Here is a 25846-nt window from a genome sequence, read left to right on the forward strand (position 1 = left end):
CGTTTCATGAACATCCTCCAGCAGATCGAGGCGGAAAGCATTGCCGCCCTGGCCAAGGACATTCCCGATTTCCGCCCCGGCGACACGCTGCGCGTCGGCGTGAAGGTCGTCGAAGGCGACCGTAGCCGCGTCCAGAATTATGAAGGCGTGTGCATCGCGCGTTCGAACAAGGGCATGGGCTCCAACTTTACCGTTCGCAAGATTTCGTTCGGCGAAGGCGTGGAGCGCGTGTTCCCGCTCTATTCGCCCAACCTCGATTCGATCGTCGTCGTCCGCCGTGGCGTCGTGCGTCGTGCGAAGCTCTATTATCTGCGCGGCCGCACCGGCAAGCGCGCGCGCATCGCCGAACGCCGCGACGTGCGCACCGAGGGTTGATTGTAAAAATCAATTCTTGACAGTTGTAAAAAAGAAACAGGCGGTGGTCCAATGGACTGCCGCCTTTTTCTATATGTTACAAATATTTGACCCTGCGGCGGAAGCCTCCGCCTGACACGAGCCTGACCGGATTCGCGCAGGCCCAAAAAAGGGCCATTTCGCCCATAGTGGATTTGTGTCAGCCTAACGTTTCCAAATGTTGCTGAACGATGTTGCACTGAAACTCGCGGTTTCGGGCTCGGTGATCTGTAACCTTGTTGGGTGGAATAAGTCGGGAAAGGGACGGGATGTCGAGAAGGCCTCTGTAAAAGAGAAATTAGGGGGCTTTTTTGATGACATATCAGGGACTGATTTCGCGCGGCGCCATAGCCGTTGCGCTGCTCTATTCGATGCCCGTTCTGGCGCAGGACGCCGTGCCGCAGGCCGCTGTCGAGGACGCGCCCGGCCAGACCATCATCGTTACCGGCACGCGTCGCACCGACCGCACCGTTGCGGAATCGCCGACGCCGATCGACGTCTATTCCGGCGTCGAGCTGCAAAAGCAGGGCACGGCGGACATGAATCAGGTGATCCAGAATCTCGTCCCCTCCTTCTCCGTCGCGCGCTACGCGATCGGCGATGGCTCCTCCTTCGTTCGGCCGCCCAACCTGCGCGGCCTTGCCCCCGACCAGACGCTGGTGCTGATCAACGGCAAGCGGATGCATCGTTCCGCACTGGTCCAGATCAGCGCCAACGCGCAATCGGCGGGCGCGCATTCCGCCGATCTGGCGCAGGTGCCCGCGATTGCGATCCGCGCGGTCGAAGTGCTGCGTGACGGCGCGTCGGCGCAATATGGGTCCGACGCGATCGCGGGGGTCATCAACATGACGCTGCGCGACGATACGGACGGTTTTTCGGGCTATGCCCGCTATGGCCAATATTATCGTGGCGATGGTGAGGATTATCAGCTCGCGCTCAATGGCGGGTTCAAGCTGGGCGATGCCGGTTTCATCAACATCAGCGGCGAATATGTGAATGCGGGCAAGACCAGCCGGGGCGTGACCCGCGCTGGCGCGCATCTGCTGGCGCAGGAGCAGCCGACGATCGGCGTGCCCAAGCTGGCGCAGCGCTACGGCAACCCGGCGATGGAATCCTATCGCTTCTTCGTCAATGGCGGCTTCGATCTGGGCGAAAGCTCCATCTATTTCTTCGGTAATTATGGCCACAGCTTCCAGGAAGAAAGCTTCAACTATCGCCAGTCGGTCAATACGTCGGGCGTGGACATTGAAGGCAACAGTTTCGGCAAGAATGGCATCTTCAACGACTATTTCACCGACTTCAACAATATGCTGCCCGGCATTCAGACGGGCGCGGCGGGCGGCAACGTCTATGCGCCCAACGATTATGAAGTCACCACGCGCGACTATACCAAGGTTGCCACCTGTTCCGACCCGCTGGTCCAGAATTGGAGTTGCGTCTATCCCGGCGGCTTCACGCCGATCTTCTTCGGCAAGATCGACGATATTTCGGGCACCGTCGGCTATAAGGGTACATTCGGGTTCGGCCTGAATTACGATATTTCGGGCAGCTACGGCCAGTCGACCCTGCGCTATACGATGAATGGCACGATGAACCCGTCGCTGGGCATCGCGTCGCCGAACGAATTTTACCTCGGCAAGCTGCAACAGCGCGAAACGCTGTTCAACGCGGACTTCAGCTATCCCTGGGAAGTCGGCTTCGCCAGCCCAGTCACGATAGCCTTTGGCGGCCAATATTTCCGCGAATCCTATGAACTGGGCCTGGGTGACCAGCCGTCCTGGGCGATCGGGCCTTATACCGGCAATCTGGTGTTTCATCAGGACGGCACGCCGGTGCTGAACGCGGATGGCACGCAATTGTCGGTCGCCCTGCCCGTCGGCGCCAATGGCTTTCCCGGTTACGGCCCGGCGATTGCGGGCGAAAGCGCGCGCAATTCCAAGGGATTGTATATCGACATCGAAGGGGACGTCACCGATCAGCTCTCTTTCGGCATCGCAGGCCGCTACGAACATCTGTCCGACTTCGGCAATTCGACCACCGGCAAATTTTCTGCCCGCTATGCCGTGGTGCCCGACGTCGTGGCGCTGCGCGGCACGGTGGCGACGGGCTTCCGCGCGCCGACGCCGGGGCAGGTCAACAGCAGCAGCATCGCGACCGGGTTCAACCCCGGCAATCCCAATGCAATCGAATCGATGACGCTGCCGGTCACCAGCCCGGTCGCCGCCTTCCTGGGCGCGACGCCCCTGAAGCCGGAAGAATCAGTCAGCTTCTCGCTGGGCACCGTGTTCACGCCCGCGCCCGGCTTCACCCTGTCGGTCGATTATTATAACATCAAGGTGAAGGACCGTATCGGCACATCGGGCACGTTCGTGATCGACGATGCGCAGCGGCCGACGCTTCAGTCGCTGGGGCTGGCCAACTATGCGACCGTCAACGAAGTGCAGTTCCTGACCAACGCCTTCGATACCCGCACCCAAGGCGTCGATGTCGTCGGCAGCTATCGCTTTGCGACCGAAACCATGGGCATTTTCAACACGACGCTAGCGTTCAACTATAACAAGACCAAGGTGATCGCGCGCGATCCGACAATCGTGTCCGACGTCCGTGTCGCCCAGCTGGAAAAGACCCTGCCAAAGACCCGCCTCATCCTGACCGAAAACTGGAGCAGCGGCCCCTTGTCCGTGCTGGCGCGGATGAACTGGTACGGCAAATATACCCAGACGGATGATGGTCCGGTGTCGCAGACTTTCGGCAGCGAATTCGTGTTCGACTTTGAAACCAGCTATGAGGTGAACGACAGTTTCACGCTGAGCGTCGGGGTGCAGAATCTGTTCAGCAATTATCCCGACAAATATTCCAACACCAAAGGGACGCTGGGTCCGGTCTATGCATCGACCGGGGGGCGCTTTACTGGCGACATCTATCCTGACGTCTCGCCGTTCGGCTTCAACGGTGGCTTCTGGTACGGCAAGGTCGGCTTCAAATTCTGATCCGGTTCTGACAGGTGAAGGCCGGGCCTCTTGCGGGGCCGGCCTTTGCCGTTTCAAGAGGTGCTCATGATGACTGGCACTCTGACCCACCGCCTTGCCACTCTGGCCGACGAACCCGCGCTTGCCGCGTTGATGCGGCGGGCGATCGATGAATTGCAACGGCCGTTCCTCACGCCTGATCAGGTACGGGCCAGCCATGCCTTCATGGGGCTGGACAGCCGCCTGATCGCAGATGGCACCTATTTCGTGGTGGAGGTGGGGGATGCGATCGCGGGCTGTGGCGGGTGGAGCCGTCGCGCGACGGCCTATGGCGGCAATCACAGCGCGGGGCGTGACGACCGGCTGCTCGATCCGGCGACGGAGGCGGCGAAGGTGCGGGCGATGTACACCCATCCCGACCATGTCCGCAAAGGCGTGGGCACGCTCGTCCTCTCGCTCTGCCAGGCCGCGGCGTGGGCGGAAGGTTTTGCTGCGCTGGAATTGTCCGCCACATTGGCGGGCGCGCCGCTCTATCGCAGTTTCGGCTTTGTCGACGTGCGCGCTTTCCAGGATAGCGGCGTGCCGATGATGCTGATGCGCAAGGCTGTTGTTTGACCGGCCGTGCGGTCAATCATATTGGACCAATACGCTGAAACTGCCGCGATAGGCGCCGGGCGCCTGATTGGCGCGGACCTGTAGCGTGCCGAAAATCTGGAACACGGCTTCGCCCCCGTTCAGGCGGATGTGCGAATGGGACTGGCTGAGGCTGGCCGATATGCGATTGCCAGCCGCGTTGGTGAGGTTCACCGTCGATTTGTCGAGACTGATTTCCACCCGCTCATTTGGCCGGCCATGCAGGGTAAAGGCCGCCGCGCTGGCGCTGCCCATGCAGACCAGCCCGTTGCTGCACACGCGGCTATTGTCGGCACGAATTCGCACGACGCCCGGCTGGCCGGGCACCGCCAATTGCCCGAAATTGAGATCGCTTGTTTTCTCGATCCGCAGCGCGCCCAATATCGTCGCGCTGGACCCGCCGGTCGCAGGCGCAGCACTGGCGACCGGGGCGGTCGCCAATGCCAGCATCATGCTGGCAGCCAAGATCAGGCGTCGGATCGTCATCCGACCGGCTTTGCCACGACATGGTAAAGCCCGAATTAACGCTGTTTGTCAGTGATCCGGCAAGCTGCGCCCGCGGCTGGTCCACCACAGGCCGCCCAGGCTGATCAACGCGGCCAGCGACATATAGAGGCCGACGAGCGCAACGCCCTGCACCCCGATCAGCCAGGTCGCGACGATCGGGGCCAGCGCGCCGCCGATGATGCCGCCCAGATTGAAGGCGAAGGACGCGCCGGTGTAGCGCAACTGGATCGGGAAGAGGGCAGGCAGATAGGCGCCCAGCGGGCCGTAGATGAAGCCCATCATGAAGAGCGCGAGGCTGAGCGCCACGAAGATGGGCAGCAGCGCGCCGGTGCCGATCAGCGGACCAAAGACAAGCCCCATCCCGACCGTACCGACACAGCCCCAGGCCAGGGCAGTGGTGGGGCTGCTGCGGTCGGCCCACCATCCGGCCAGGATGATGCTGGCCGCCATGAACAGGATGGCCCCCAACTGGATGGCGAGGAAGATTTCCCGGTCGATCCTCAGCGCGGTGGTGCCGTAACCAAGCGCAAAGGCGGTGGCGATATAATAGACCGCAAAGCAGGCGGCGCAGGCAAAGGTGCCGGCGATCGCCGCACCCAGATGGGTGGAAAGCAGGGTAGCGAGCGGTACGGCGGGCGGCGGCGTTTCCTTTTGCGCAGCGGCAAATTCCGGGGTTTCGGTGAGTTTGAGGCGCACCCACAGGCCCAATATCACCAGCACGGCGCTGCCCAGAAACGGCAAGCGCCAGCCCCAGGCCAGGAAATCCTGTTCGCTGAGCAGCGCCCCCAGGATCAGGAACAGGCCGTTGGCGGCGATGAAGCCGACCGGCGCACCTAGCTGCGGGAACATGCCGAAGCGCGCGCGCCAGCCGGGCGGCGCATTTTCCACCGCCAGCAGGGCCGCGCCGCCCCATTCGCCGCCCAGCCCGAAGCCCTGACCAAAGCGCAGCACGCACAGGATGAGCGGCGCCCAATAGCCGATCATCGCATAGGTCGGCAGGAAGCCGATCAACAGGGTGCAGCCGCCCATCAGCATCAGCGATGCGACCAGCGTCGCCTTTCGCCCGACGCGATCGCCATAATGGCCGAACACCGCTGCGCCCACAGGACGCGCGAAGAAGGCGAGGGCCAGGCTGCCATAGGACGCCATCAGCTGCGCGGTGGGGGAGGAGGAGGGAAAGAAGAGCGAGGGAAAGATCAGGCTGGCGGCGGTCGCATAGATGTAGAAGTCGTAAAACTCGACTGCCGTGCCGACCAGGCTGGCGGTCAGCACCCGCTTGTACCGCCACATTTCACCGATGCCGCTCATCCGTGCCCCCGCACCCGCCATCCTCAACCCTTTCTTTTCTGGTTCAGCAGTTCATAGGCCATCACGGCGGTCGCCACCGCCGCGTTCAGGCTGTCGGCCTTCCCCAGCATCGGCATCTTGACCAGCAGGTCGCATTCCGCCTCGTAGGATTCGGGCAGTCCCTGCGCTTCATTGCCGACGAGCAGGAAGGACGGGCTTTGATAGCGCGGTTCCTGATAATCCTGCGTGGCTTTCAGGCTGGTGCCGATCAGTTCGCCCGGTCCCTGCCGCAACCAGTGCATGAATTCGCCCCAGCGCGTCTGGGTGATCGATTGAGTGAACAGCGCGCCCATCGATGCGCGCACCGATTCGACCGAGAAGGGGTCGACGCAATCGTCGATCAGGATCAGCCCGCCTGCGCCCACCGCATCGCCGGTGCGCAATATCGTGCCCAGATTGCCCGGATCGCGCAGCGATTGCGCGACGATCCAGATGTCGGCGCTGTTGCGGTCCAGCCTGTCCAGCGGGGTCAGCCGGTCGCGATAGACGCCGACCACGGCCTGCGCATTGTCCTTGCCGCTGATTTTCGAGAGGATGTCGGCGGACGTTTCGATGACGTCGCCGCCTGCCGCCTCCATCGCCGCGATCAGATCGATCGCCAGCGGGTGGGCGGACCCGGCATGGAACAGCATTTCAGGGAGCACGCCTTCCTCGCGCGCTTCCGTCAGGATGCGCAAGCCTTCGGCCAGAAACAGCCCTTCGGCCTTGCGAAATTTCTTTTCGCGCAGGGATCGGACGCGCTTCACCAGCGGGTTGGAAAATCCGGTGATTTCGCGTGCCACGTTGCGTCTGTTCCCGATTGGCGGAAGAAGCGGCTTCTCTACCGGCGGATTGCATAAAAGGACAGGGGGCATGGAACCTGCGCGCACCCCCATGGATTTGCCGCCCGATCTTGCTTACGGGGGTGAAATGACCACGCCGCATACCAACCACAACCGCATCGAGGACGGATTCTTCCTCGGCCTCGTCATTCTGGTCACGATAGCCTTTGCCCTTGTGCTGGAGCCTTTCTTCGCCGCAGTGCTGTGGGGCGTGATCATCGCGGTCCTGTTCTGGCCCATAAACCAGCGGATCGCGGCCCGGATGCCGGGTCATCGCAACAGTGCGGCGCTGCTGACGCTGCTGCTGATCATTGCGATCGTCATCATCCCCGCCATCCTGTTGTCGGTCGCGCTGATCCAGGAAGCGGTGCATTTCTATGCCCAGATCCAGTCGGGCAAGATCGATTTTGCGCGCATGTTCGCGCAGATGCAGAACGGCTTGCCGGAATGGGCGCATGGCATGTTACGGCGGATCGGGTTCAGCAATTTCGATGCCGCCCGCGTCACCGTGACCAACGGCATTACCAGCAGTTTCCGTACGTTGGCCGGGCAGGCGTTGCTGATCGGGCAGGGGGCGTTCAGCTTCATCGTTGCGCTGGGCGTCATGCTCTATCTCGCCTTCTTCCTGCTGCGCGACGGGGAACGGCTGTCGCAACGCTTCGCCGATGCTGCGCCCCTGCGCCCGCATCAGCGCGAGGCGCTGTTGCACCGCTTCGTCGTGGTGATCCGCGCCACGGTGAAAGGCAGCCTGGTGGTCGCCATCGTGCAGGGCTTTATCGGCGGGGTCATCTTCTGGATGCTGGGCATTCAGGGCGCGCTGCTGTGGGGCGTGCTGATGGGCGCATTTTCGCTACTGCCCGCCATCGGATCGGCGCTGGTGTGGGCGCCGGTCGCCCTCTATCTGTTTGCGACCGGGGCGATTTGGCAGGGCGCGGTGCTGGTGGGGGCCGGGGCGCTGATCATCGGATCGGTCGACAATCTGCTGCGCCCGATACTGGTTGGCCGCGAAACGCGAATCCCTGACTATGTCGTGCTGATTTCGACGCTGGGCGGGATCGAGATGTTCGGCTTTAACGGCATCGTCATCGGCCCGGTGATCGCGGCATTGTTCATCGCGACGTGGAACATCTTTACCCAGATGCGGCGGGAAGGCGAAGTGGGGCAATAGGGCCGCAGGCTACATCCGTTCGGGCCGCGCTTGTCGAAGCCATCCACTGAGCGGAGCGACGTGCCTCCCTGCGGTCGGTTGAGCCCTTCGACTTCGCGCAGGGCGAACGGATATGTCTACTCTTCCCCGAATTTGTCTTCGACCAGGCCGACCAGCTTGCCCAGGGAATCGGCGGCGTCCGGCCCGGTTGCCTTGATGGTGATGCTGTCGCCCATGGCCGCGCCCAGCATCATCAGCCCCATGATCGAGGTGCCGGTCACGTCGCTGCCATCCTTGCTGACGATGATGTTGGCGGGCAGGCCGCTGGCCAGCGTCACGAATTTGGCGCTCGCGCGGGCGTGGAGGCCGCGTTTGTTGCTGATGAGGACTAACTGGCTGACTTCATTCATGTGGTGCTGCCCAACAGTTCCGACGCAACGCTGATATATTTCTGTCCCGCCTCCCGCGCGGCGGCGACGGCGGCTTTCACGTCCATCACCTTGCGCGCGCTTTCCAGCCGGATCAGCATGGGCAGGTTGATGCCCGCGATCACCTCGATCTCGCCCGCCTTGAGCAGCGAAATCGCCAGATTGGATGGGGTGCCGCCGAACAGGTCGGTCAGCAATATGACGCCGCTGCCGTCGTTCACGCGCGCAACGGCGGTCGCGATGTCGGCGCGGCGCAATTCCATGTCATCATCCGGCCCGATGCAGATCGTTTCGATCTGCTGTTGCGGGCCGACGACATGCTCCATCGCGACGACGAATTCGGTCGCAAGCGACCCATGGGTGACGAGTACAAGTCCGATCATGTGCTTTTGCGGCCCACCTGCTTCATGATATTGCTTTCGGGCCTCCCGGTGGGCGCTTCTCCAGACTATCCTGTGGCGCCGATTCCATATTGCGGTGCGAGACCGTGGGCGAAAAGCCCGCGTCTTGCAAGTATCTGGCGACGCGTTCGGCCACATGGACCGACCGATGCCGTCCCCCGGTGCAGCCAAACGCCACGGTAATATAGGCTTTCCCGGCCTCTGCGTAGCGCGGCAACACTATTTTGAGCAGTTCCTCGATCTTGCCGACCGCTTCCTCATAGGCGGGGTCCGCCATGATATAGGCGGCGACGTCCGCGTCCTGCCCCGTCTTGTCCCGCAGCGCGTCGTCCCAATGCGGGTTGCGCAGGAAACGCATGTCGAACATCAGGTCGGCGTTGCGCGGCATCCCGCGCGAAAAGCCGAAGGACAAGATGGTCAGCACCGGGTCCGACAGCCGCTCACGCGAGAAACGGTCGCGGATCGCCTGTTGCAGGGCGTTGCTGGAGAAGCTGGTGGTGTCGATCACCTGGCTGGCCCAGCGACGCAGCGGCTCGGTCAGTTCGCGTTCGCGCGCGATCCCGTCAGCCGCCGGGCGATCGAGCGCCAGCGGATGGCGCCGCCGGGTTTCGGCAAAGCGGCGCTCCAGTTCGGTGCCGGAGCAGTCGAGGAACAGGGTTTCGACATCATGGCCATGATTGTCGCGCAGCGCCTTGATCCGCTGGACGATGGCATTGGCATCGAACCCGCGCGTGCGCGCGTCGATGCCGAGCGCCAGCGGCCGGTCGTCCGCGCCCGCATGGCCCGCGGGTAGGGGGGTGTCGAGCAGCCGGTCGAGCAGCACCAGCGGCAGATTGTCCACCACTTCCCAGCCCATATCCTCCAGCGTTTTGAGCGCCGTGGTCTTGCCCGCGCCCGACAGGCCGGACAGGAGGAGGATGGATTTGGGGTGAGACTGGGTCATGGGGTGTCCGCCCCCCGATCCGGCATCCGCAGCGCCAGTTCGACCTTGATCGGCGCGGAGGCTTCCAGCGGCGCGATTTTGACGACGCGCACGTTGATCCCGGCCACCGTGCGCATGACCGGCTCCAGCGGCATCCGGTCGACCTTGTCGAACAGATCGACGATCAGCGCGACCGGCACGTCGGCGACATGGGGCATCGCCACGATGCCAAGCCCGCGCACCTCCATCTTGCCGATGATGGTCGCGGGTGCAGTGGCGACCAGTTGCCCGTCCACCCGCTTGACCAGCGTGTAATCATCGCTGATCAGCACCGCCCCTCGGTCGATCAGCCGTAGCGCAAGGTCCGACTTCCCGATCCCGCTCACCCCGCACAGCAGCACCGCGCGGCCGCCAATGGCCACGCTGGTCGCATGAAGCGTTTCGGATGAAAGGGCGCGCGGCATATCTGTTCCACTTGTAGAACAGACTGGGGGAAAGTGGGAACGGGTTTTTGGGACAGGGGCGTGCCACTGTGGGGCGGGGAGGGGGGCGGTTGCGCGGGGGCTTCGTCATTGCGGCGCACGGCGGGATACAGGGTGGTGTGCGTGACACTGGATGCTGACTTTCGTCAGCATGACGGGGAGGTGGTGGGTAGCGGACTGGCGGCTTTTGGACGCTTAACGGCTTTGGCTGCCGTTGGGACATGAAGGAAGCTCGGTGCCGTAAATCATGTCCAAGTGGCCCTTACCGCCGTCAGACCAAATCGTCACGATGTAGTTCTTTCCTCTGATCAGCGGTTGAGCTTCTTGTTGGATTTCCCAACCAACATACCGATCACCGTAAAGAATGATGCTTCGCTGCGGCTGATATGTATGTTCCCGATTGTCAGCCAGGCCGAAGGGTACTTTCGTCTCCCAAGCCAGTCTGGTTCGATATTCGAATACTGACACGCTCCAAGGTCGGGCAACGCTATCTGAGAACCAACCGCGCGTATTCTCCACATGAAAAGCGAGATTTTTCCCGAGGAGGCACGCATAAATTTCGATTGGACTAGGCGAACAAGACGTCAATAGCGTTGCAGATGTTACCGCAACAATCATCGCAAGTTTTTTGTTTTGCGTCTGCATGTGAGGATGGTGCCGAAGCATGGGCGGGACCGCAAGTGGTCACCGTCGCCGCCGTTAAGGCGCTAATCATCTTCGCCGCGAAAAAGGGCATCAACGTCTTCCGGCCGCATTCGCTTGAGTTTTTCATCGAGTTTGCGATCAAAGCCGCGATCATTTGGTTCCTCGCCTTTTTGCGCCTTCCGCCCGATCTGCCGCAGATAGTGGGCAGTCGCTTCGGTCAACCGCAACTTCTTCTGGCGAACTTTCATGGGCTTGAAAATATCACGATGGGCGACGTCTGCAATCGGGATGTGCACGGCACGGCGGGAGCGGCAAAAATTGGTCGTCACCCGCCATCACCACTGCCGTCATCCTGACGAAAGTCAGGATCCACTGGCTCTACCTCTCGTAGAATCACGACCGCCCGGTGAAGGGATCCCGGATCAAGTCCGGGATGACGGAGAGTGCGAACGCAATATCGCAACACAGAAAAAGGGCGGCACCTTTCGGCACCGCCCTATATCCGCCAGCCCAAAGGCCAGCCGGTCAGCCTCGCATGAAGCGAGGCATCCCGATTACTTGAGTTCGACGGTTGCGCCGGCTTCTTCAAGCTGCTTCTTGACCTTCTCGGCCTCTTCCTTGTTCACGCCTTCCTTGATCGCCTTGGGAGCCGACTCAACCAGGGTCTTGGCTTCGGTCAGGCCCAGGCCGGTGATGGCGCGGACTTCCTTGATGACGTTGATCTTCTTGCCACCGTCGCCGGTCAGGATCACGTCGAATTCGGTCTGCTCTTCAGCAGCGGCGGCGGCGGGGCCAGCGGCGGGGCCAGCGACGGCGACGGCTGCGGCGGCGCTAACGCCCCACTTTTCTTCCAGAGCCTTCGACAGGTCGGCGGCTTCGAGGACGGTCAGGGCCGAAAGCTGTTCGACCAGTGCGTTGATGTCTGCCATGATATTTTTCCTTCTAAACGGGGTGAACCCCGCAATATGTTGAAACGATTACAGGAAGCTGGTTGCGACCGATCAGGCCGCTTCCTTCTCCGCATAGGCGTTGAAGACACGAGCGAGCTGCGAAGCCGGCGTCTGGATGACGGTGGCGAGCTTGGTTGCCGGGGCCTGGATGAGGCCGACAATCTTTGCACGCAGTTCGTCCAGCGAGGGCATCGATGCGAGCGCCTTGACGCCATTTGCATCGAGCAGCACACCGCCCATTGCGCCGCCAACGATCTCAAGCTTGTCGTTGGTCTTGGCGAAATCGATCACCACCTTGGCGGCGGCGACCGGATCGGCCGAGGTGGCCAGCGCAACCGGGCCGGTCAGCATGGAGCTGATCGTTTCGTATTGCGTGTCCTTCAGCGCGATCTTGGCGAGCTTGTTCTTCGTAACCTTGTAGGACGCGCCAGCTTCGCGCATCTTCTGCCGCAGGATCGTCGACTGTGCGACGGTCATGCCCAGGTTACGTGTGACCACGACAACACCCAGGTCGGCAAAAGTAGCGTTCAGCGTGGTGACGACCTCAGATTTCTGATTACGATCCATGCCATTCTCCACTTCATGTCCACCGGAAAACCCGATGAACGGCAAAAACCCGCGTGCAAGCACACGGGATGTTTAGTCCGAAGGGGAGAGATCGACTGGCCGTTCGTCCATATGAAGGAAAGCGGCAGACCCGAAACAGACCGTGATGGCCCGCCCGGTAAAGAACTTTTCCCCGTCTAGGCTGGACATTAAGAGGGGCAGATTCCCCTCACCAACTGTCTCGGACGGTGAACCCGCAAGGGGTTCGCTGCGGGGCCATTAGCGGGGAAGGGGCGCAATGTCACGCGGAAATTCCTGACACCGTTCGCCCTGAGCGAAGCAAGGTGCCTTCGCCTCCGCTCAGGGGAAGGCTTCGACTTCACTCAGCCCGAACGGCTGATGCCTTAAACCCTGTCCGCCTGTACCACTGTGTCGAGCGCGCGCAGCGCGGACAATATCCGCATCAGATGCTGGGCGTCGGCGACTTCCAGGTCGATGATGTCGGTGTGGAACGGGCCTTCGCGGTTGACCAGTTGCAGGTTGAGGATGTTCGCCTTGGTCGCGCCGAACACATTGGTGACCGCGGCCAGCGCGCCCGGCTGGTTCTGGACGATGACCTGCAATCGCGCGGTGCCGCCCTTCGACTTGCTGTCCCATGACAGGTCGACCCAGTCGTCATCCTGCCCCGCTTCGAGCGTGCGGCAGTCGATCGTGTGCACCTCGATCGGCCCGCCGGTGCGGCGGATGCCGACGATGCGGTCGCCCGGCACCGGGTGGCAGCAATCGGACAGGCTGTAGGCGATGCCCGGTGTCAGCCCACGGATGGAGATGGGCGCATGCTGGCGCGGATGGGATTGTTCCATGTCCTTGCCCGTGGTGGAGCCGGGAACCAGCGCCTCCATCACTTCCGAATCGAGCAGCCGATGCGTCGCGATCGCCACCATCAGCGCGGCGCGATCATCGAGCTTCAATCGCTTGAGCGCCGCCTTGAGCGCCTTGTCGCCCAGTTCGCTGGCCAGATCGGGAGAGAAGCGGCCGACGATTTCCTCATACAGTTTTTCGCCCAGCGCGACTTCCTCGCCACGCTGCTTCTGACGAATATAGCGGCGGATCGCCGCGCGCGCCTTGCCGGTGATGGCGAAGGTCAGCCAGCCCGGCTGCGGTTCCTGCCCGTCGGATTTGAGGATTTCGACCTGATCGCCATTGTCCAGGCTGGTGCGCAGCGGCACGACCCGTCCGTTGACCTTCGCGCCCACTGTCTGGTTGCCGAGCGAGGTATGCACCGCATAGGCGAAGTCCACCGGGGTCGATCCCTTGGGCAGCTGGTGCAGTTCCCCCTTGGGCGAGAAGGCGAAGATGCGGTCCTGATACATGGCCATGCGGGTATGTTCGAGCAGCTCGTCCGCATCCTGGCTCTGTTCCAATATTTCGACCAGATCGCGCAGCCATGCCGCATTACGGTCGCTCGCGTCGCCCTTCTGCTTGTAGGCCCAATGCGCTGCCAGTCCGAGTTCGGCGTCATGATGCATGTCGCGGCTGCGGATCTGCACCTCGATCCGGGCATTGTCCTGATGGATGACGGTGGTGTGCAGCGAGCGATAGCCGTTGCGCTTGGGCGTGGAGATATAATCCTTGAACCGGCCCGGCACCATCTTGAACGTCTGGTGGATGACGCCCAGCGCGCGGTAGCAGTCCGCGGTCGTCTCGGTAATCACGCGGAACGCCATCACGTCGGTCAGCTGTTCAAAGCTGATATGGCGCTCCTGCATCTTCTTCCAGATCGAGAAGGGATGTTTTTCGCGCCCCGACACGGTGACCGGAATGTCCGATCCGCCCAGCAACAGCTGCAATTCCGCGCCGATCCGGTCGACCTTGTCATGGCCGCCTTCCTTCAGCTGCTCCAGCCGCCGGGTGATGCTGGCATAGGCTTCCGGCTCAATCTCGCGAAAGGCCAGCAACTGCATTTCGCGCATGAAGTCATACATGCCGATCCGTTCCGCGAGCGGCGCGTAGATATCCATCGTCTCCTTGGCGATGCGGCGGCGCTTGTCGGGATTCTTGATGAAATGCAGCGTGCGCATATTGTGCAGCCGGTCGGCCAGCTTGACCAGCAGCACCCGGATGTCGTCCGACATGGCGAGCAGGAATTTGCGGAGATTTTCCGCCGCCCGCTCATTTTCGCTCATCGCCTCGATCTTGGAGAGCTTGGTCACGCCATCGACCATGCGCGCGACATCCTTGCCGAACGCCGCCTCTATCTCCGCATAGGTGACCAGCGTATCCTCGATCGTGTCGTGTAGCAGCGCGGTCACGATCGTCTGGTCGTCCAGCCCGAAATCAGTGAGGATGCCCGCCACCTCGATCGGGTGGCTGAAATAGGGGTCGCCGCTGGCGCGCTTCTGGCTGCCATGCTTCTGGACCGAAAAGACATAGGCGCGGTTGATCATCGCTTCATCCGCGTTGGGATCATAGCGTTTGACGCGCTCGACTAGTTCATACTGGCGTAACATCGTTTCCCGATTGTGTGGGAAGTGCCTTGCAGCGCAACAAAAAAATCCCATCTGCCCTAAATACACAGCGCTTTTGCAACTGTCGCTGCTTTGGGCTATCTAGTCATCACCATGAAACATAATCTGGCACAGGATCTGGAACAATGCGCGCTCCCCAGTGCGCTGGAGGCGATGGGAGAGCGCTGGTCTTTCCTTATCCTGCGTGGCGCCCTGTCGGGAATCCGCCATTTCGAGGAGTTTCAGTCGACGCTGGGAATCGCCCGCAACATCCTGGCCAACCGCCTCGCCCGGCTGGTCGAAAACGGCATCATGCTGCGCCAACCCATGCAGTGCGACCGGCGCAAGGTGGAATATCGCCTGACGGAAAAGGGGCGGGAACTGGCCCCGGTCATGATCGCCCTGCGCCAGTGGGGCGAAAAATGGAGCTGCGGCACCGTGTCGTGCCAGGTGCTGGCCGACCGGCGCGACGGCTTGCCGATCCGCAGGGTCACGATACAGGCGCATGACGGGCGCGAACTGGACCTGAACGATCTGGTCTGGCTGTGTCCCGACCAAGTCACCCCGATGGCGGAGGATTCCGCTGCCGCCGCCTGACGGGCGGGCGCAACGCGGCCAGGGTGAGGACGTCCTGGGCGGCGGCGGCTTCACCAGCCGCTTCAAATCGCCTAGGCTGCCTGCAATGTCTGTTCATCCCTTTCAGCCCCAGCCCTTTTTCGCGGACAAGAATCGCGCCTTCTGGAACCTGCAATCGCTGGGCTGGGCCGGCGCGTTCCTGTTGCGCGGATCGTCCACCATCGCCAATGGCCAGCCGCTATCCAGCCTGGTGCCGGTGCTGATTTCCACCGTCACCGGCTATTCGGTGACGTTGTTGATCGCGGTGATGTTTCGCTTCCTGCTCAAGCGCAAACCGATCGTCACCTGGGGCGCATCGATCCTGACGGTCGTGGCCGCCGCCGCGCTGGTCGCCTTTATCGACGCCTGGGTCTTTTCGACCCAGAACAAGGGCAGCGAGACGGCGGGGCTGCAACTGTTCCTGGGCGCTTTCTATCTGTCGATGACGCTATTGGGCGCATGGTCGGCGCTCTATTATGCAATCAATTTCTATCTTACGGTGGAGGAGCAGGCCGACCAGCTGCTCCATCTGGAAAATCAGGCGTCGAGCGCGCAGCTGGCGATGCTCCGCTACCAGCTCAACCCGCATTTCCTGTTCAACACGCTCAATTCCATCTCCACGCTGGTGCTGCTCAAACAGACCGATCGTGCCAATGCGATGCTCTCGCGCCTGTCCTCCTTTTTGCGCTACACCCTCATCAACGAGCCGACCGCGCAGGTGACGATCGAGCAGGAGATAGAGACGCTCAAACTCTATCTGGAGATTGAGAAGATGCGGTTCGAGGACCGGCTGCGTCCGGTATTCACCATCGACCCGGCGGTCGCGCGGGCGCGCCTGCCATCCCTGCTGCTTCAGCCGTTGGTCGAAAATGCGATCAAATATGCCGTGACGCCCAAGGAGGAGGGGGCGGACATAACCGTCAGCGCGCAGCCTGCCGGTGAAAATGTGCGGATCGTCGTATCCGATACCGGGCCGGGATTGAATGAAAGCGGAATGAAGCCACACATTGCCGTCAGCGAAGGGACGGGCGTGGGCCTGCCAAACATCCGCGACCGGCTCATTCAGGCTTTCGGGGAACGACAGAGCTTTGAAACACGTTCAAGTCCCGGCGGTTTCTCGGTGATCATCGAAATCCCGCTCAATTTGGAAGATTCATCGAAAGTGGCCGCATGACCATCAGAACAATCCTCGTCGACGACGAAAGCCTTGCTACGCAAGGGCTTATGCTGCGTCTGCAAGCGCATGAGGATGTCGAAATTATCGAAACCTGCAACAATGGGCGCGAAGCGATCCGCGCTATCAAGACGCATAAGCCCGACCTTGTGTTCCTGGACATCCAGATGCCCGGTTTTGACGGATTTTCCGTCGTTCAGGGGATCATGGAAGTCGAACCGCCGCTCTTCATCTTCGTCACCGCCTATATGGACCATGCGATTCGCGCGTTCGAGGCGCAGGCGGTCGATTATCTGCTGAAACCCGTGGAGGAAGGCCGTCTGGCCGACGCACTCGACCGGGTGCGCCTGCGCCTGTCGGACAAGCGGCAGGTGCAGGAAGCGGAGAAGCTGCGCGAGGTGCTGGCTGAAGTCGCGCCCCAGGCGATGAGCGACTTCATCGTGGCGGAGGAGGAAGGTCCGGCGTCCAATCGCTTCGAAAAGCTCATCAACATCAAGGATCGCGGCCAGATTTTCCGCGTCGATGTCGATTCGATCGAGCGGATCGATGCAGCGGGCGACTATATGTGCATCTACACCGCCGACAATAGCCTGATCCTGCGCGAAACCATGAAGGATCTGGAAAAGCGGCTCGACCCGCGCAATTTCCAGCGCGTCCATCGCTCCACCATCGTGAATCTCAGTCAGGTGAAGCAGGTCAAGCCGCACACCAATGGCGAATGTTTCCTGGTGCTGGAATCAGGCGCCCAGGTAAAGGTCAGCCGCTCCTACCGCGACGTGGTGGCGCGGTTCGTGCATTAAATAGAACATCGTATTCCCGCGCAGTCTGGAATCCAGTTCGCAGAACGGGACTGGGTTCCCGCCTGCGCGGGAACACGGCTTATGTGGCGATATCCTCAAACAGGTCGCGCCACGTTGGGTTCATTTCCTCGATCACACGCAGCTTCCATTTGCGCTCCCATTTCTTCATCCGCAACTCGCGCTGGCGCGCTTCCTGAATGTCGTCATAGGCTTCGTACCAGACCAGCAAGTGGCAGCGATATTTGGCGCTGAATTCACCGCCAAAGCCGTTGCGATGTTGCCAGGCCCGTTGAACGAGATCGCTGGTCACGCCGAGATACAGTGTCCCATTCTGGCTGCTTGCCATCAGATAGACGTAACCGGGCTTGGTCATGCCGAAATTCTACCGTGTTCCCGCGCAGGCGGGAACCCAGTCCAGAGGGCGGACCCAGGCTCCCGCCTGCGCGGGAGCAGGCTGTGTTAAAAATTGCCCAATGGACTATTTGAACACCCATTGGCGGTTCAGTCCGAACATGACTGCGGGCGTTACGAAGATCATTGCCGGGATCGGCGACCATTCGGGCCAGCCCATATGGGTCACGCACAGCCATACCCACAGGGCGTTGAGCGCATAGCTGACCAGTGACACCGCGACGAAGCGGATGCCGCGCGATGCGGCCTTGTCGCGGGTGCCGTGGCCGCGGAAGGTGAAGGCGCTGTGGCTGACATAGCCGATGACGACCGCCGCGCCATAGCCGATCAGATTGGCCAGTTGCGGATGCAGACCGGCGAGCGCGGCGAGGCTCCAGTAGATGACCGCCTGACAGGCGGTGACGAACAGGCCGGTCACGCCATAGCGGACGATTTGCCAGAAGAGCGCGCGATGCTGCGGTGAAAGTCGGTTGATGATGGCCATGGTCCCCGTTGCGCTTTGCCACGGCTCGTTTAGGGGGCATGAATGAGCTTGAAAAGCGCCGATACCCTGCGCGCGCGGGTGACCCATATTTGGCCTGTCCTGCTGGCGTGGAGCGCGCGGCACTGGAAGTGGCTGACCTTCCTTATCTGGATCGCGATTGCGGTCGCCATGGTCGTCAGCCGCTGGCCCGCCATACACTGGCTGGTGCTGGGCGATACGGACGACAATATCCGCTATGTGCAGGTGAAGGACTGGCTGGCCGGGCAGGGGTGGTACGACCTGCGCCAATATCGGCTCGATCCGCCGGGCGGCGCCAATATCCACTGGTCGCGTCTGGTCGATATTCCCATTGCCGGGCTGATCCTGTTCTTCCGCGCCTTTGTCGACCAGGGGCTGGCCGATCGGCTGGCCTGCGGCATCGCGCCGCTGCTGCCGCTGTTGCTGCTGATGCTCAGCCTGGGCTTTATCGGGCGGCGGCTGGCCGGGCCGCATGGCTGGTTGCTGGCCGCGCTTGCCCCGCTGGCCGCGCAGATGGGGCTGGGCATGTATGCGCCGATGCGGATCGACCATCATGGCTGGCAACTGGCGCTGGCGGTGACGATGCTGGCCGGCGTCATCGACACCAACCGGCTGCGCGGCGGGGTGATGGCTGGCGTCAGCAGTGCGCTGTCGATCGCGATCGGCATGGAGATGATCGTCTATCTGGCGGCGGGCGGCGGGCTGATCGCGCTGCGCTGGGTGTTCCGCGAAGGGGCGGAACGGCGGATGCTGCCTTATGCGCTCAGCCTGGGCGGGGCGACTTCGCTCTGCTATCTGCTGTTCGCCAGCTATGCCAATCGCGCGATGGTGTGCGATGCGATTTCGCCCATCTGGGTGGCGGTGTTCGGCGCGGCGTCGGCGGGCATGGTGCTGCTCTCGCTTGCCCCTTTGCGCGGCTGGGCGATGCGGCTGGCGGCAGGCGCAGTCGTGGGCGGCGCGGTGGCGGCCTTCTTCTGGCTGAACTGGCCGCAATGCCTGAGTCCCTATCAGATTTCGCCCGAACTCGAACGACTGTGGCTGGCCAATATCCGGGAGGCCAAGCCGATCACCGCGCAGGCGCAAAGCCTGGTCGTGCCGCTGCTGGCGATTCCGCTGGCGGGGCTGGTCGGGCTGATCTGGGCCTTGTGGGATGCGCGGCGCGATGCGGAGCGGCTATGGGCCTGGGCGACTGTCGGCCTGATGATGCTTTTTTCCACCGCCTTGCTGTTCTGGCAGTTGCGCGCGGGGCCAGCGGCGCAGCTGCTGGCGATCCCGCCTGCTGCCTGGGCCTCGCACCGGCTGATCGTCGCGATCTTTACCGGCACGCGCCGGGTGCGAATCGCGGCGGGGGCAGGGGTGGCGCTGCTGGCGGCGATCGCCTGCGCCTATCCGCTCTATCCGCAGATCATGCGCGGATGGGCGGAATTGACCGGCAACAAGCCCAGGCCCTGGCGGCCATCTGCCATCGCCCGCAACGATGCGATCAAGAAAGCCAATAGCCGGTGTCGCACGCTGCCCGCGCTGGAGGTGCTGGACCAATTGCCCCCCGCGACCATCTTCACCATGGTCGATCTGGGGCCGCGCCTGATCGCGACGACGCATCATAGTGCGCTGGCCGGTCCCTATCATCGCAATGGTGCGACGATCCTGGACATGCACCACGCCTATGACGGCCCGGCCGATGCCTTCCGCCCCATCGCGGCGCGGCATCACGCGACCTATTTGCTGGTGTGCCCCAATTTCCCCGAAGGCACGATCTATCAGTCGCGCAGCCCGCAGGGTTTCTATGCCGACCTGATGCGGGGCGCAATTCCGCGCTGGCTGGTGCCGGTGACGCTGAACAGCGGCATGACATTGCCCTATCAGCTCTACCGCATCGATTATTCAGCGTCGGGCGGCAAAAAAGTCCCTGAGCAGCGCTGAGGCTTCGGCTTCGGCCAATCCGCCATAGACTTCGGGCCGGTGCAGGCATTGCGGCTGAGCGAACAGGCGCGGCCCCTGCTCGATCGCGCCGCCCTTGGGATCGCCCACGGCATAATATAGCCGCGCGATCCGGGCGTGGGAAATGGCCCCCGCGCACATCGGGCAAGGCTCCAGTGTGACCCACAGGTCGCAGCCTGTCAGGCGGAAATCGCCCAGATGGATGGCCGCCGCCCGCATCGCGACGATTTCGGCATGGGCGGTGGGATCATGATCGCGGCGGTTGCGATTCTCGCCCTCGCCAATGATGATGCCGTTTCTGGTCACCACCGCGCCGATCGGCACTTCGCCCGCCGTTTCGGCCGCGCGGGCCAGCGCCAGCGCGCGGCGCATCGGATCAGGCAAGGGAAAGGGCGAGGACATGACATCCCCGCCCTTACAGCATCTTGCCCGTCACGCGAACTCAGGGTTTCTTGACGGCGACAGTCGGCACTTCGACGGTTTCGTTGCGGGTGCCAACCTCTACCTTGGCGACGCTGGCTTCATATTTGGGAAGCGCGCCTTCCTTGACGGCGATTTCGGGAAGCCGTCCGTCCCGCGTTTTCTGCAAGTCGATGAAGCCGGTGGCGATGCCGCCAGCCAGCACGAGCAACAGAATGATCAACAGCCCGCCAATGAATCGCATTTCAACCTCCCATATGTTACGGGGCGACAACGCTTCGCCGCGCAAAAGGGTTGCGACACGCCGAGCGGCGGGTTGACGGCCAGAGGGAATCCCGTTATCGGCGCGGCTTTCCGAACGAACCCGAATTACAAGGTTGATTGACTATGTCGCGCATTTGCGAGCTGACCGGCAAGGGTCGCCAGGTGGGTCACAATGTTTCCCACGCCAATAACAAGACCAAGCGGGTGTTCCTGCCGAACCTGCAGAATGTTTCGCTGATCTCCGAAGCGCTGGAAACCAGCGTGAAGCTGCGCGTGTCGACCCATGGTCTGCGTTCGGTCGAACATAATGGCGGCCTGGACAACTGGCTGCTCAAGACCAGCGACGACAAGCTGTCGCTCAAGGCGCGTCGCCTGAAGCGCGACATCGTCAAGAAGCAGGCTGCCGCAGCCGCCTGATTTCTCGATTCGTTTCGGCATAAGAAGCGGCCCCGCAACGGGCCGCTTTTTTGCGTGCGAATGGGGTGCAGGGTGGCCCGCAAGCCGCGCCTTTCTGCGCTTCCGGTGCTCACGTACTGAAGTACGCTGGGCGCCGGTTCTCGAAATTCACGACTTGCGATCCACCCTGCACCCCATTCGCAGCTATCAATCCAGCCCGAATTTCAGCAGCAAGGTCCGCTGGAAAAATTCGTGATTGTCGTCGGACACGACCCAGATGATCGTCCGTCCGTTCTCCCGGCTGATCGCCAGTCCTTCGAAATTGTCGGCCAGCAGCGGCGGGGCGAGGCGGGCGAGGGTGCGGGCCTTTAGTTCCATGCCCGGTTCCAGCCGTTCGGGCAGGTCGACGATCGCGATCGTCGCGGTGAACAGTTCCTGCAAGGTCAGGCGGCGATTGAGGACCAGCAGGTGCCGCGCATCCAGCGCCACAGCGTCGGTCGGGCGATAGCCCTGCGGCGGGGTGTAGCGCAGATGGATCGGATCGGCGGTGTCGCTTTCTGCCGGGTCGCCGGGAAATAGCAGCGTGTCATGACGCCCATCGGCCGTCATCCCCATCTCGCCGATTGCGATGAAGCGGCCATCGGGCAGGCGCGCGAGTGATTCGATCGATCCGGTCGGGGGCCATGCCATGATCTGCGGCCAGGTGCGGCACGCCTCCACCCGCGCAAAGCCGGGCGCATAGCGGCAGATTGCCTGCTGCAATTCGAACCCCACCCAATAACGGTCGGTCGCACGATCATGGGTCAGCGATTCTGAATCCCAGGCCCACCAGGGGCGATCGCGGTCCTGTGGCCGAATGGGCAGGGGGGCGATGAACGGGCGGCGGCGCGTTTCGCCCGGCCCGACATGCAGCCCCATCAATATGCCGGAATCGCTCAAGGCCAGCACATCGCCCGGCGGCGAGACCAGCATGGCGGAAATGCCGCCAAAGCCCGGATTGGCGCTGCGCAGTTCCCAACCGCCCAGATAGGCAAGCGCGCCCACACGCCGCAGCGCAGGATCGTTGGTGCTGAGCGGCAGCGCGCGCGTGGTCACGAGCAGCGCGCCCGGCTGCACGGTTGCGGGCTTGCTGTTGTGCGGGGCGGGCAGCAGCAGGATGGCGAGCGCCAGGACGATCAGGATTCGCGACATTCCCTTCGCCATAGGATAATATCCTGCCGGGCGCAGCAGGCGGTTGTGCGCTTCGAATTGTGCTTTTCAGCGGAGGTCGACTCTGAACCATGGCTGTCAGCCCCATTCAGGGTCGGCTCAAGGCGAATCGGTCATAAGACGATCATGACTGGCGAAACCCGTGCGTGGGACGCGCCAAGGCATTGATGGTTTTGGAAGGAGCAACGCCATGAAGATGAAGTTTCTGATCAATATGGGAGCCGCTCTGGCAATGGGCGCTGCTTCCCTGGCCGTGACTGCAACCCCGGCTATGGCCCGCGATGGCTATTATCGCGGTTATGACCGTGGCGACTATTATCGCGGTGACCGTTATCGCGGCTATCGCGGCGACCGCTATTATCGCGGCAATGACCGCTATTATCGCAACAACGCCTATCGTGGTGGCTATCGCGGCGGTTATCGCTGCCGGGACAATGGCACGGGTGGCACCATCATTGGTGCGATCGCCGGTGGCCTGCTGGGCAACGAGGTCGGCAAGGGTTCGGGCCGCTATGGCCGTCGCGGTGACGGCACGACCGGCGCGATCATTGGCGCAGGCGTCGGTGCCCTGGCGGGTCGCGCGATCGATCGCGATTGCTGAGCGGGTGATGTGAGGCCTGCGGTTTCCGCAGGATAAGGGAAAGGCCGTCTCTTGTGAGGCGGCCTTTCTGCGTCAGGGGTTGGAGGCTGGCGCTGGCGCTACCCGGCCGCGATCGGCGCGGGCCGCCGTGCTGGCCGCCGGATTGAGACCTGCGTTATCATTTTGCGCCGCCCCCTTTTGTGCGTCGAGCATCGCCGCTGCATCATTGAGCGCACTGGCTTCGCTGGCGCTGACCCCGCCGACGCCATCGGGCGACCCCGAACCGCAAGCCGTTAGCGACAGCAGCGCCGTGGCGATGAAGATGGTGCGGATCATCAATCGGTCCCCAATGGAAAAGGGGCCGCTCCGTTTCCGGCGCGACCCCCAATCAAATTCTGAAAAGTCCAGCTGGACTTACATCGCGTTCGCGACGTTGTTGGTCGCGTTCGACGCAGCGTTGGCGGCATTGTCGGCGGCGTTCATCGCAGCGTTCATGGCGTTGTCAGCAGCATTCGATGCGTTCTCAGCCGAGTTGGCGGCGTTGTTGGCAGCGTTTTCCGCGCCACCCGAGCAGGCGGCCAGGCCGAGCGAAGCAGCGAGAACGAGCGAAAGAGCGATAGACTTGGTCATGGGCAGAAACCCCTCTCTGAGAATAAAAACGGTGCAGACCACTCTCGGAGAAAAGCTCACCCCCCATTGCGCCTGCGCATCGATTCGTAATGCTTTGGATGATGCAAGGCAATCCCATTCCTGCAATCCGGGCCGCAAAGCCGGGCGCTTTTGTTCGCAGTTGCGGAAATTCTGCGGGCATTGACGTATATAAAGATTTCTTTATATGATGCCGCCATGCACACGGCACTCGATATTTTCCGGGCACTTGGCGACCCGACGCGGCTGCGCATCATCCACCTGCTGCGCGCGATGGAGCTGGCCGTGGGGGAGATTGCGCAGGTCGTGGGGCAAAGCCAGCCGCGCGTGTCGCGCCATGTCCGTATCCTGGCCGAAGCTGGCCTTGTGGAACGGCGCAAGGAAGGCAATTGGGTATTCCTGCGGCTGGGCAAGGGGGACGATGTTGCGCCCTTCATCGCGCTGTTCGACCGGCTGACGCCGTCGGAAAGCGAAACATTGTGGCAGGCGGCCGATCTGGCGCGACTGGCGGCGGTGCGGGCGGATCGGGCACGCGCTGCGGAGGATTATTTCGCCGACCATGCCGAAGAATGGGACGCGATCCGCTCGCTCCATGTGGCCGAGGCGGATGTAGAGGCGGCGATGACAGCGCTGCTGGAGCGTGAGCCGATCGGCCACTTGCTCGACATCGGTACTGGCACCGGGCGGATGATCGAGCTGTTCGGCGGCGCGGCGCAGGCAGTGACCGCGATCGACCGCAGCCCCGACATGCTGCGGCTGGCGCGGACCAAGCTGCCTGAGGATGCGCGCGACAAATATGCGCTGCTGCTGGGTGATTTTGGCGCGTTGCCGCTGGAGCCGGGCAGCGTGGATACGGTCGTGCTGCATCAGGTGCTGCATTATGCGCAGGCGCCTGAGCAGGTGATAGGGGAGGCTGCGCGTGTCACTGCGGCCGATGGCCGGGTGCTGATCGCCGACTTCGCGCCGCATGAGCGGGAGGAGTTGCGCGTGCGCGACCAGCATGCGCGGCTAGGCTTTTCCGACGAACAGATGGAAGGCTGGTTCGCCGCTGCGGGCCTGCAACTGGAACGGGTGGAGACTTTGCCCGGCCATGAACTGACGGTGCAACTGTGGCTGGGGCGACGCAAGGGCGCGCCCGTCCGGCAGCAAGAAGGACGGATTTCCGCATGACTTTGAACGATCCCGCCGCGCCGCTCTATGCGGACCTTGCGGGCGACTGCCATGTCAGCTTTGAATTTTTCCCGCCCAAGACGGAAAAGATGGAAGCGCAGTTGTGGTCGGCGATCGAAACGCTGACGCCGCTCCAGCCCAAATTCGTGTCCGTAACCTATGGCGCGGGCGGATCGACCCGTGAGCGCACGCATAATACGGTCGCCCGGATCGCGCGGGAAACGCCGCTGGCCGCCGCCGCGCACCTGACCTGCGTGGGCGCGAGCAAGGCGGAAATCGGCGAGATTGCAGACGCCTATTGGGAGGCGGGGGTGCGCCATATCGTGGCGCTGCGCGGCGATCCGCCCGAAGTGGGCGGGACGTTCGAGCCGCACCCGGAGGGTTACAAGGGCGCAGCCGAACTGGTCGAAGGGCTGATGCAGCGCCATCCGTTCGAAATTTCCGTGTCCGCCTATCCAGAGGTGCATCCCGAAGCGGCGAGCGCGCAGAGCGACCTTGATAATCTCAAGCGCAAGCTGGACGCCGGGGCGACCCGTGCGATCACGCAATTCTTCTTCACCCCCGACGCCTATTTCCGTTTCCTGGACAAGACTTTGGCGGCGGGGATCAAGGCGGACATCGTACCCGGCATCATGCCGGTCAGCAATTTCGCCGCGACGCAGCGCATGGCGGCGATGTGCAATACGCAGGTGCCCAGCTGGATGGGCCGCCTGTTCGAAGGGCTGGACGATCATCCCGCATCGCGCCAGCTGGTGTCGGCGACGATCGCGGCGGAACTGTGTCGCAGCCTTTACGGCGGGGGCGTGCGCGATTTTCATTTCTACACGCTCAACCGCGCTGAACTGAGTTTTGCGATCTGCCATTTGCTGGGCCTGCGGGCGGCGGCGAGCAATGGGGGAACGGCATGATCTATCCTCATCCGTTCGCCCTGAGCTTGTCGAAGGGTTCCACCGACCGCAGGGAGGTGTCTTTGCCTCCGCTCAGACAAGGGCTTCGACTGCGCTCAGCCCGAACGGAG

31 protein-coding genes are annotated in these 25846 nt (G+C 62.5%); 13 read left to right on the forward strand and 18 right to left on the reverse strand.

The features are described from left to right. Positions 1 to 6 precede the first annotated feature (6 nt). From rplS to AC07X9_RS00395, 3 genes are all read left to right on the forward strand, one after another. Positions 7 to 375 carry a 50S ribosomal protein L19 gene (gene rplS, locus AC07X9_RS00385; RefSeq protein ID WP_017181068.1) on the forward strand — a complete coding sequence of 123 codons (369 nt, stop codon included), beginning with the start codon at positions 7 to 9 and terminating at the stop codon, positions 373 to 375. A gap of 332 nt (positions 376 to 707) precedes the next feature. Further along, a complete protein-coding gene (locus tag AC07X9_RS00390) occupies positions 708 to 3383 on the forward strand; it encodes a TonB-dependent receptor plug domain-containing protein (RefSeq protein ID WP_017181069.1) in 2676 nt (891 codons plus the stop codon). A 66-nt stretch (positions 3384 to 3449) separates the two neighbouring features. Beyond that, positions 3450 to 3977 carry a GNAT family N-acetyltransferase gene (locus tag AC07X9_RS00395; RefSeq protein WP_017181070.1) on the forward strand — a complete coding sequence of 176 codons (528 nt, stop codon included), beginning with the start codon at positions 3450 to 3452 and terminating at the stop codon, positions 3975 to 3977. Positions 3978 to 3989: 12 nt separating this feature from the next. On the opposite strand, the gene AC07X9_RS00400 is transcribed toward AC07X9_RS00395, so the two are convergent. The 3 genes from AC07X9_RS00400 to AC07X9_RS00410 are packed head-to-tail and all read right to left on the reverse strand — an operon-like array spanning position 3990 to position 6631. Continuing rightward, positions 3990 to 4481 (reverse strand): DUF4402 domain-containing protein, encoded by a 492-nt coding sequence (locus AC07X9_RS00400; protein ID WP_086485406.1) that lies wholly within the window; start codon positions 4479 to 4481, stop codon positions 3990 to 3992. Between the two features lie 48 nt (positions 4482 to 4529). Then, complete coding sequence (locus tag AC07X9_RS00405; RefSeq protein WP_017181072.1) at positions 4530 to 5810, reverse strand: MFS transporter; 1281 nt, start codon at positions 5808 to 5810, stop codon at positions 4530 to 4532. Between the two features lie 23 nt (positions 5811 to 5833). Then, positions 5834 to 6631, reverse strand: coding sequence for a TrmH family RNA methyltransferase (locus AC07X9_RS00410; RefSeq protein ID WP_017181073.1), 798 nt, complete (start codon positions 6629 to 6631; stop codon positions 5834 to 5836). Between the two features lie 127 nt (positions 6632 to 6758). On the opposite strand from AC07X9_RS00410, the gene AC07X9_RS00415 reads away from it, so the two are divergent. Next, the gene (locus AC07X9_RS00415; RefSeq protein WP_026002051.1) at positions 6759 to 7838 is read left to right on the forward strand and encodes an AI-2E family transporter; all 1080 of its coding nucleotides are present in this window, start codon (positions 6759 to 6761) and stop codon (positions 7836 to 7838) included. A gap of 116 nt (positions 7839 to 7954) precedes the next feature. Here AC07X9_RS00415 and AC07X9_RS00420 read toward each other — a convergent pair whose 3' ends face one another. The 5 genes from AC07X9_RS00420 to AC07X9_RS00440 all read right to left on the reverse strand — a co-directional run bounded on the left by AC07X9_RS00420 (position 7955) and on the right by AC07X9_RS00440 (position 10695). Then, entirely contained in the window at positions 7955 to 8227 is a 273-nt protein-coding gene (locus AC07X9_RS00420; protein ID WP_017181075.1) for an HPr family phosphocarrier protein, read from the reverse strand. Continuing rightward, complete coding sequence (locus AC07X9_RS00425; protein ID WP_017181076.1) at positions 8224 to 8628, reverse strand: PTS sugar transporter subunit IIA; 405 nt, start codon at positions 8626 to 8628, stop codon at positions 8224 to 8226. The genes AC07X9_RS00420 and AC07X9_RS00425 overlap by 4 nt, the downstream gene beginning before the upstream one ends. Positions 8629 to 8650: 22 nt before the next feature. After that, positions 8651 to 9589, reverse strand: coding sequence for an RNase adapter RapZ (rapZ, locus tag AC07X9_RS00430; protein WP_017181077.1), 939 nt, complete (start codon positions 9587 to 9589; stop codon positions 8651 to 8653). Further along, positions 9586 to 10032: an HPr kinase/phosphorylase gene (locus AC07X9_RS00435; protein WP_017181078.1), complete on the reverse strand. Its 447-nt coding sequence runs from the start codon at positions 10030 to 10032 to the stop codon at positions 9586 to 9588. Before AC07X9_RS00435 ends, rapZ begins: the two co-directional genes overlap by 4 nt. A 213-nt stretch (positions 10033 to 10245) precedes the next feature. Next, positions 10246 to 10695 (reverse strand): hypothetical protein, encoded by a 450-nt coding sequence (locus tag AC07X9_RS00440; RefSeq protein WP_140159547.1) that lies wholly within the window; start codon positions 10693 to 10695, stop codon positions 10246 to 10248. 35 nt (positions 10696 to 10730) lie between these two features. Between AC07X9_RS00440 and AC07X9_RS00445 the strand changes: the two genes are divergently transcribed. Further along, complete coding sequence (locus AC07X9_RS00445) at positions 10731 to 11051, forward strand: hypothetical protein (RefSeq protein WP_017181079.1); 321 nt, start codon at positions 10731 to 10733, stop codon at positions 11049 to 11051. A gap of 198 nt (positions 11052 to 11249) precedes the next feature. On the opposite strand, the gene rplL is transcribed toward AC07X9_RS00445, so the two are convergent. The 3 genes from rplL to AC07X9_RS00460 form a co-directional block, all read right to left on the reverse strand. Next, positions 11250 to 11624: a 50S ribosomal protein L7/L12 gene (gene rplL, locus AC07X9_RS00450; protein WP_017181080.1), complete on the reverse strand. Its 375-nt coding sequence runs from the start codon at positions 11622 to 11624 to the stop codon at positions 11250 to 11252. 72 nt (positions 11625 to 11696) lie between these two features. Then, on the reverse strand, positions 11697 to 12212 hold the full coding sequence (gene rplJ, locus AC07X9_RS00455) for a 50S ribosomal protein L10 (protein ID WP_017181081.1): 516 nt from the start codon (positions 12210 to 12212) through the stop codon (positions 11697 to 11699). Positions 12213 to 12595: 383 nt separating this feature from the next. Further along, positions 12596 to 14701 carry a RelA/SpoT family protein gene (locus tag AC07X9_RS00460; protein WP_017181082.1) on the reverse strand — a complete coding sequence of 702 codons (2106 nt, stop codon included), beginning with the start codon at positions 14699 to 14701 and terminating at the stop codon, positions 12596 to 12598. A 111-nt stretch (positions 14702 to 14812) separates the two neighbouring features. On the opposite strand from AC07X9_RS00460, the gene AC07X9_RS00465 reads away from it, so the two are divergent. From AC07X9_RS00465 to AC07X9_RS00475, 3 genes are all read left to right on the forward strand, one after another. Continuing rightward, positions 14813 to 15295: a winged helix-turn-helix transcriptional regulator gene (locus AC07X9_RS00465; protein ID WP_019053964.1), complete on the forward strand. Its 483-nt coding sequence runs from the start codon at positions 14813 to 14815 to the stop codon at positions 15293 to 15295. 85 nt (positions 15296 to 15380) lie between these two features. Next, positions 15381 to 16487 carry a sensor histidine kinase gene (locus AC07X9_RS00470; protein ID WP_017181084.1) on the forward strand — a complete coding sequence of 369 codons (1107 nt, stop codon included), beginning with the start codon at positions 15381 to 15383 and terminating at the stop codon, positions 16485 to 16487. After that, a complete protein-coding gene (locus AC07X9_RS00475) occupies positions 16484 to 17287 on the forward strand; it encodes a LytR/AlgR family response regulator transcription factor (protein ID WP_017181085.1) in 804 nt (267 codons plus the stop codon). Before AC07X9_RS00470 ends, AC07X9_RS00475 begins: the two co-directional genes overlap by 4 nt. A gap of 79 nt (positions 17288 to 17366) precedes the next feature. On the opposite strand, the gene AC07X9_RS00480 is transcribed toward AC07X9_RS00475, so the two are convergent. After that, a complete protein-coding gene (locus AC07X9_RS00480) occupies positions 17367 to 17660 on the reverse strand; it encodes a GIY-YIG nuclease family protein (RefSeq protein WP_017181086.1) in 294 nt (97 codons plus the stop codon). A 105-nt stretch (positions 17661 to 17765) separates the two neighbouring features. Beyond that, positions 17766 to 18182 carry a GtrA family protein gene (locus AC07X9_RS00485; protein WP_017181087.1) on the reverse strand — a complete coding sequence of 139 codons (417 nt, stop codon included), beginning with the start codon at positions 18180 to 18182 and terminating at the stop codon, positions 17766 to 17768. A gap of 42 nt (positions 18183 to 18224) precedes the next feature. Between AC07X9_RS00485 and AC07X9_RS00490 the strand changes: the two genes are divergently transcribed. Continuing rightward, on the forward strand, positions 18225 to 20123 hold the full coding sequence (locus AC07X9_RS00490; RefSeq protein WP_017181088.1) for a hypothetical protein: 1899 nt from the start codon (positions 18225 to 18227) through the stop codon (positions 20121 to 20123). Here the strand turns inward: AC07X9_RS00490 and AC07X9_RS00495 are convergent. Both AC07X9_RS00495 and AC07X9_RS00500 read right to left on the reverse strand, forming a co-directional pair. Then, on the reverse strand, positions 20085 to 20543 hold the full coding sequence (locus AC07X9_RS00495) for a nucleoside deaminase (RefSeq protein WP_017181089.1): 459 nt from the start codon (positions 20541 to 20543) through the stop codon (positions 20085 to 20087). The genes AC07X9_RS00490 and AC07X9_RS00495 overlap by 39 nt on opposite strands. 40 nt (positions 20544 to 20583) lie before the next feature. Then, entirely contained in the window at positions 20584 to 20805 is a 222-nt protein-coding gene (locus tag AC07X9_RS00500) for a hypothetical protein (protein WP_017181090.1), read from the reverse strand. Between the two features lie 143 nt (positions 20806 to 20948). Here AC07X9_RS00500 and rpmB point away from each other — a divergent pair, with 143 nt between their 5' ends. Then, complete coding sequence (rpmB, locus tag AC07X9_RS00505; protein WP_017181091.1) at positions 20949 to 21242, forward strand: 50S ribosomal protein L28; 294 nt, start codon at positions 20949 to 20951, stop codon at positions 21240 to 21242. A 186-nt stretch (positions 21243 to 21428) separates the two neighbouring features. Here rpmB and AC07X9_RS00510 read toward each other — a convergent pair whose 3' ends face one another. Continuing rightward, positions 21429 to 22412 carry an esterase-like activity of phytase family protein gene (locus tag AC07X9_RS00510; protein ID WP_017181092.1) on the reverse strand — a complete coding sequence of 328 codons (984 nt, stop codon included), beginning with the start codon at positions 22410 to 22412 and terminating at the stop codon, positions 21429 to 21431. 208 nt (positions 22413 to 22620) lie between these two features. On the opposite strand from AC07X9_RS00510, the gene AC07X9_RS00515 reads away from it, so the two are divergent. Further along, on the forward strand, positions 22621 to 23031 hold the full coding sequence (locus AC07X9_RS00515; protein WP_017181093.1) for a glycine zipper 2TM domain-containing protein: 411 nt from the start codon (positions 22621 to 22623) through the stop codon (positions 23029 to 23031). Between the two features lie 72 nt (positions 23032 to 23103). Here AC07X9_RS00515 and AC07X9_RS00520 read toward each other — a convergent pair whose 3' ends face one another. Together AC07X9_RS00520 and AC07X9_RS00525 are read right to left on the reverse strand one after the other, a co-directional pair. Continuing rightward, positions 23104 to 23346, reverse strand: coding sequence for a hypothetical protein (locus AC07X9_RS00520; protein WP_017181094.1), 243 nt, complete (start codon positions 23344 to 23346; stop codon positions 23104 to 23106). Positions 23347 to 23424: 78 nt separating this feature from the next. After that, positions 23425 to 23640 carry a hypothetical protein gene (locus AC07X9_RS00525; RefSeq protein ID WP_017181095.1) on the reverse strand — a complete coding sequence of 72 codons (216 nt, stop codon included), beginning with the start codon at positions 23638 to 23640 and terminating at the stop codon, positions 23425 to 23427. A 216-nt stretch (positions 23641 to 23856) separates the two neighbouring features. On the opposite strand from AC07X9_RS00525, the gene AC07X9_RS00530 reads away from it, so the two are divergent. Beyond that, entirely contained in the window at positions 23857 to 24828 is a 972-nt protein-coding gene (locus AC07X9_RS00530; protein WP_017181096.1) for an ArsR/SmtB family transcription factor, read from the forward strand. Further along, on the forward strand, positions 24825 to 25736 hold the full coding sequence (gene metF / locus AC07X9_RS00535; protein WP_017181097.1) for a methylenetetrahydrofolate reductase: 912 nt from the start codon (positions 24825 to 24827) through the stop codon (positions 25734 to 25736). Before AC07X9_RS00530 ends, metF begins: the two co-directional genes overlap by 4 nt. Positions 25737 to 25846: the final 110 nt, after the last annotated feature.

The organism is Sphingobium sp. GW456-12-10-14-TSB1 (assembly GCF_059424385.1).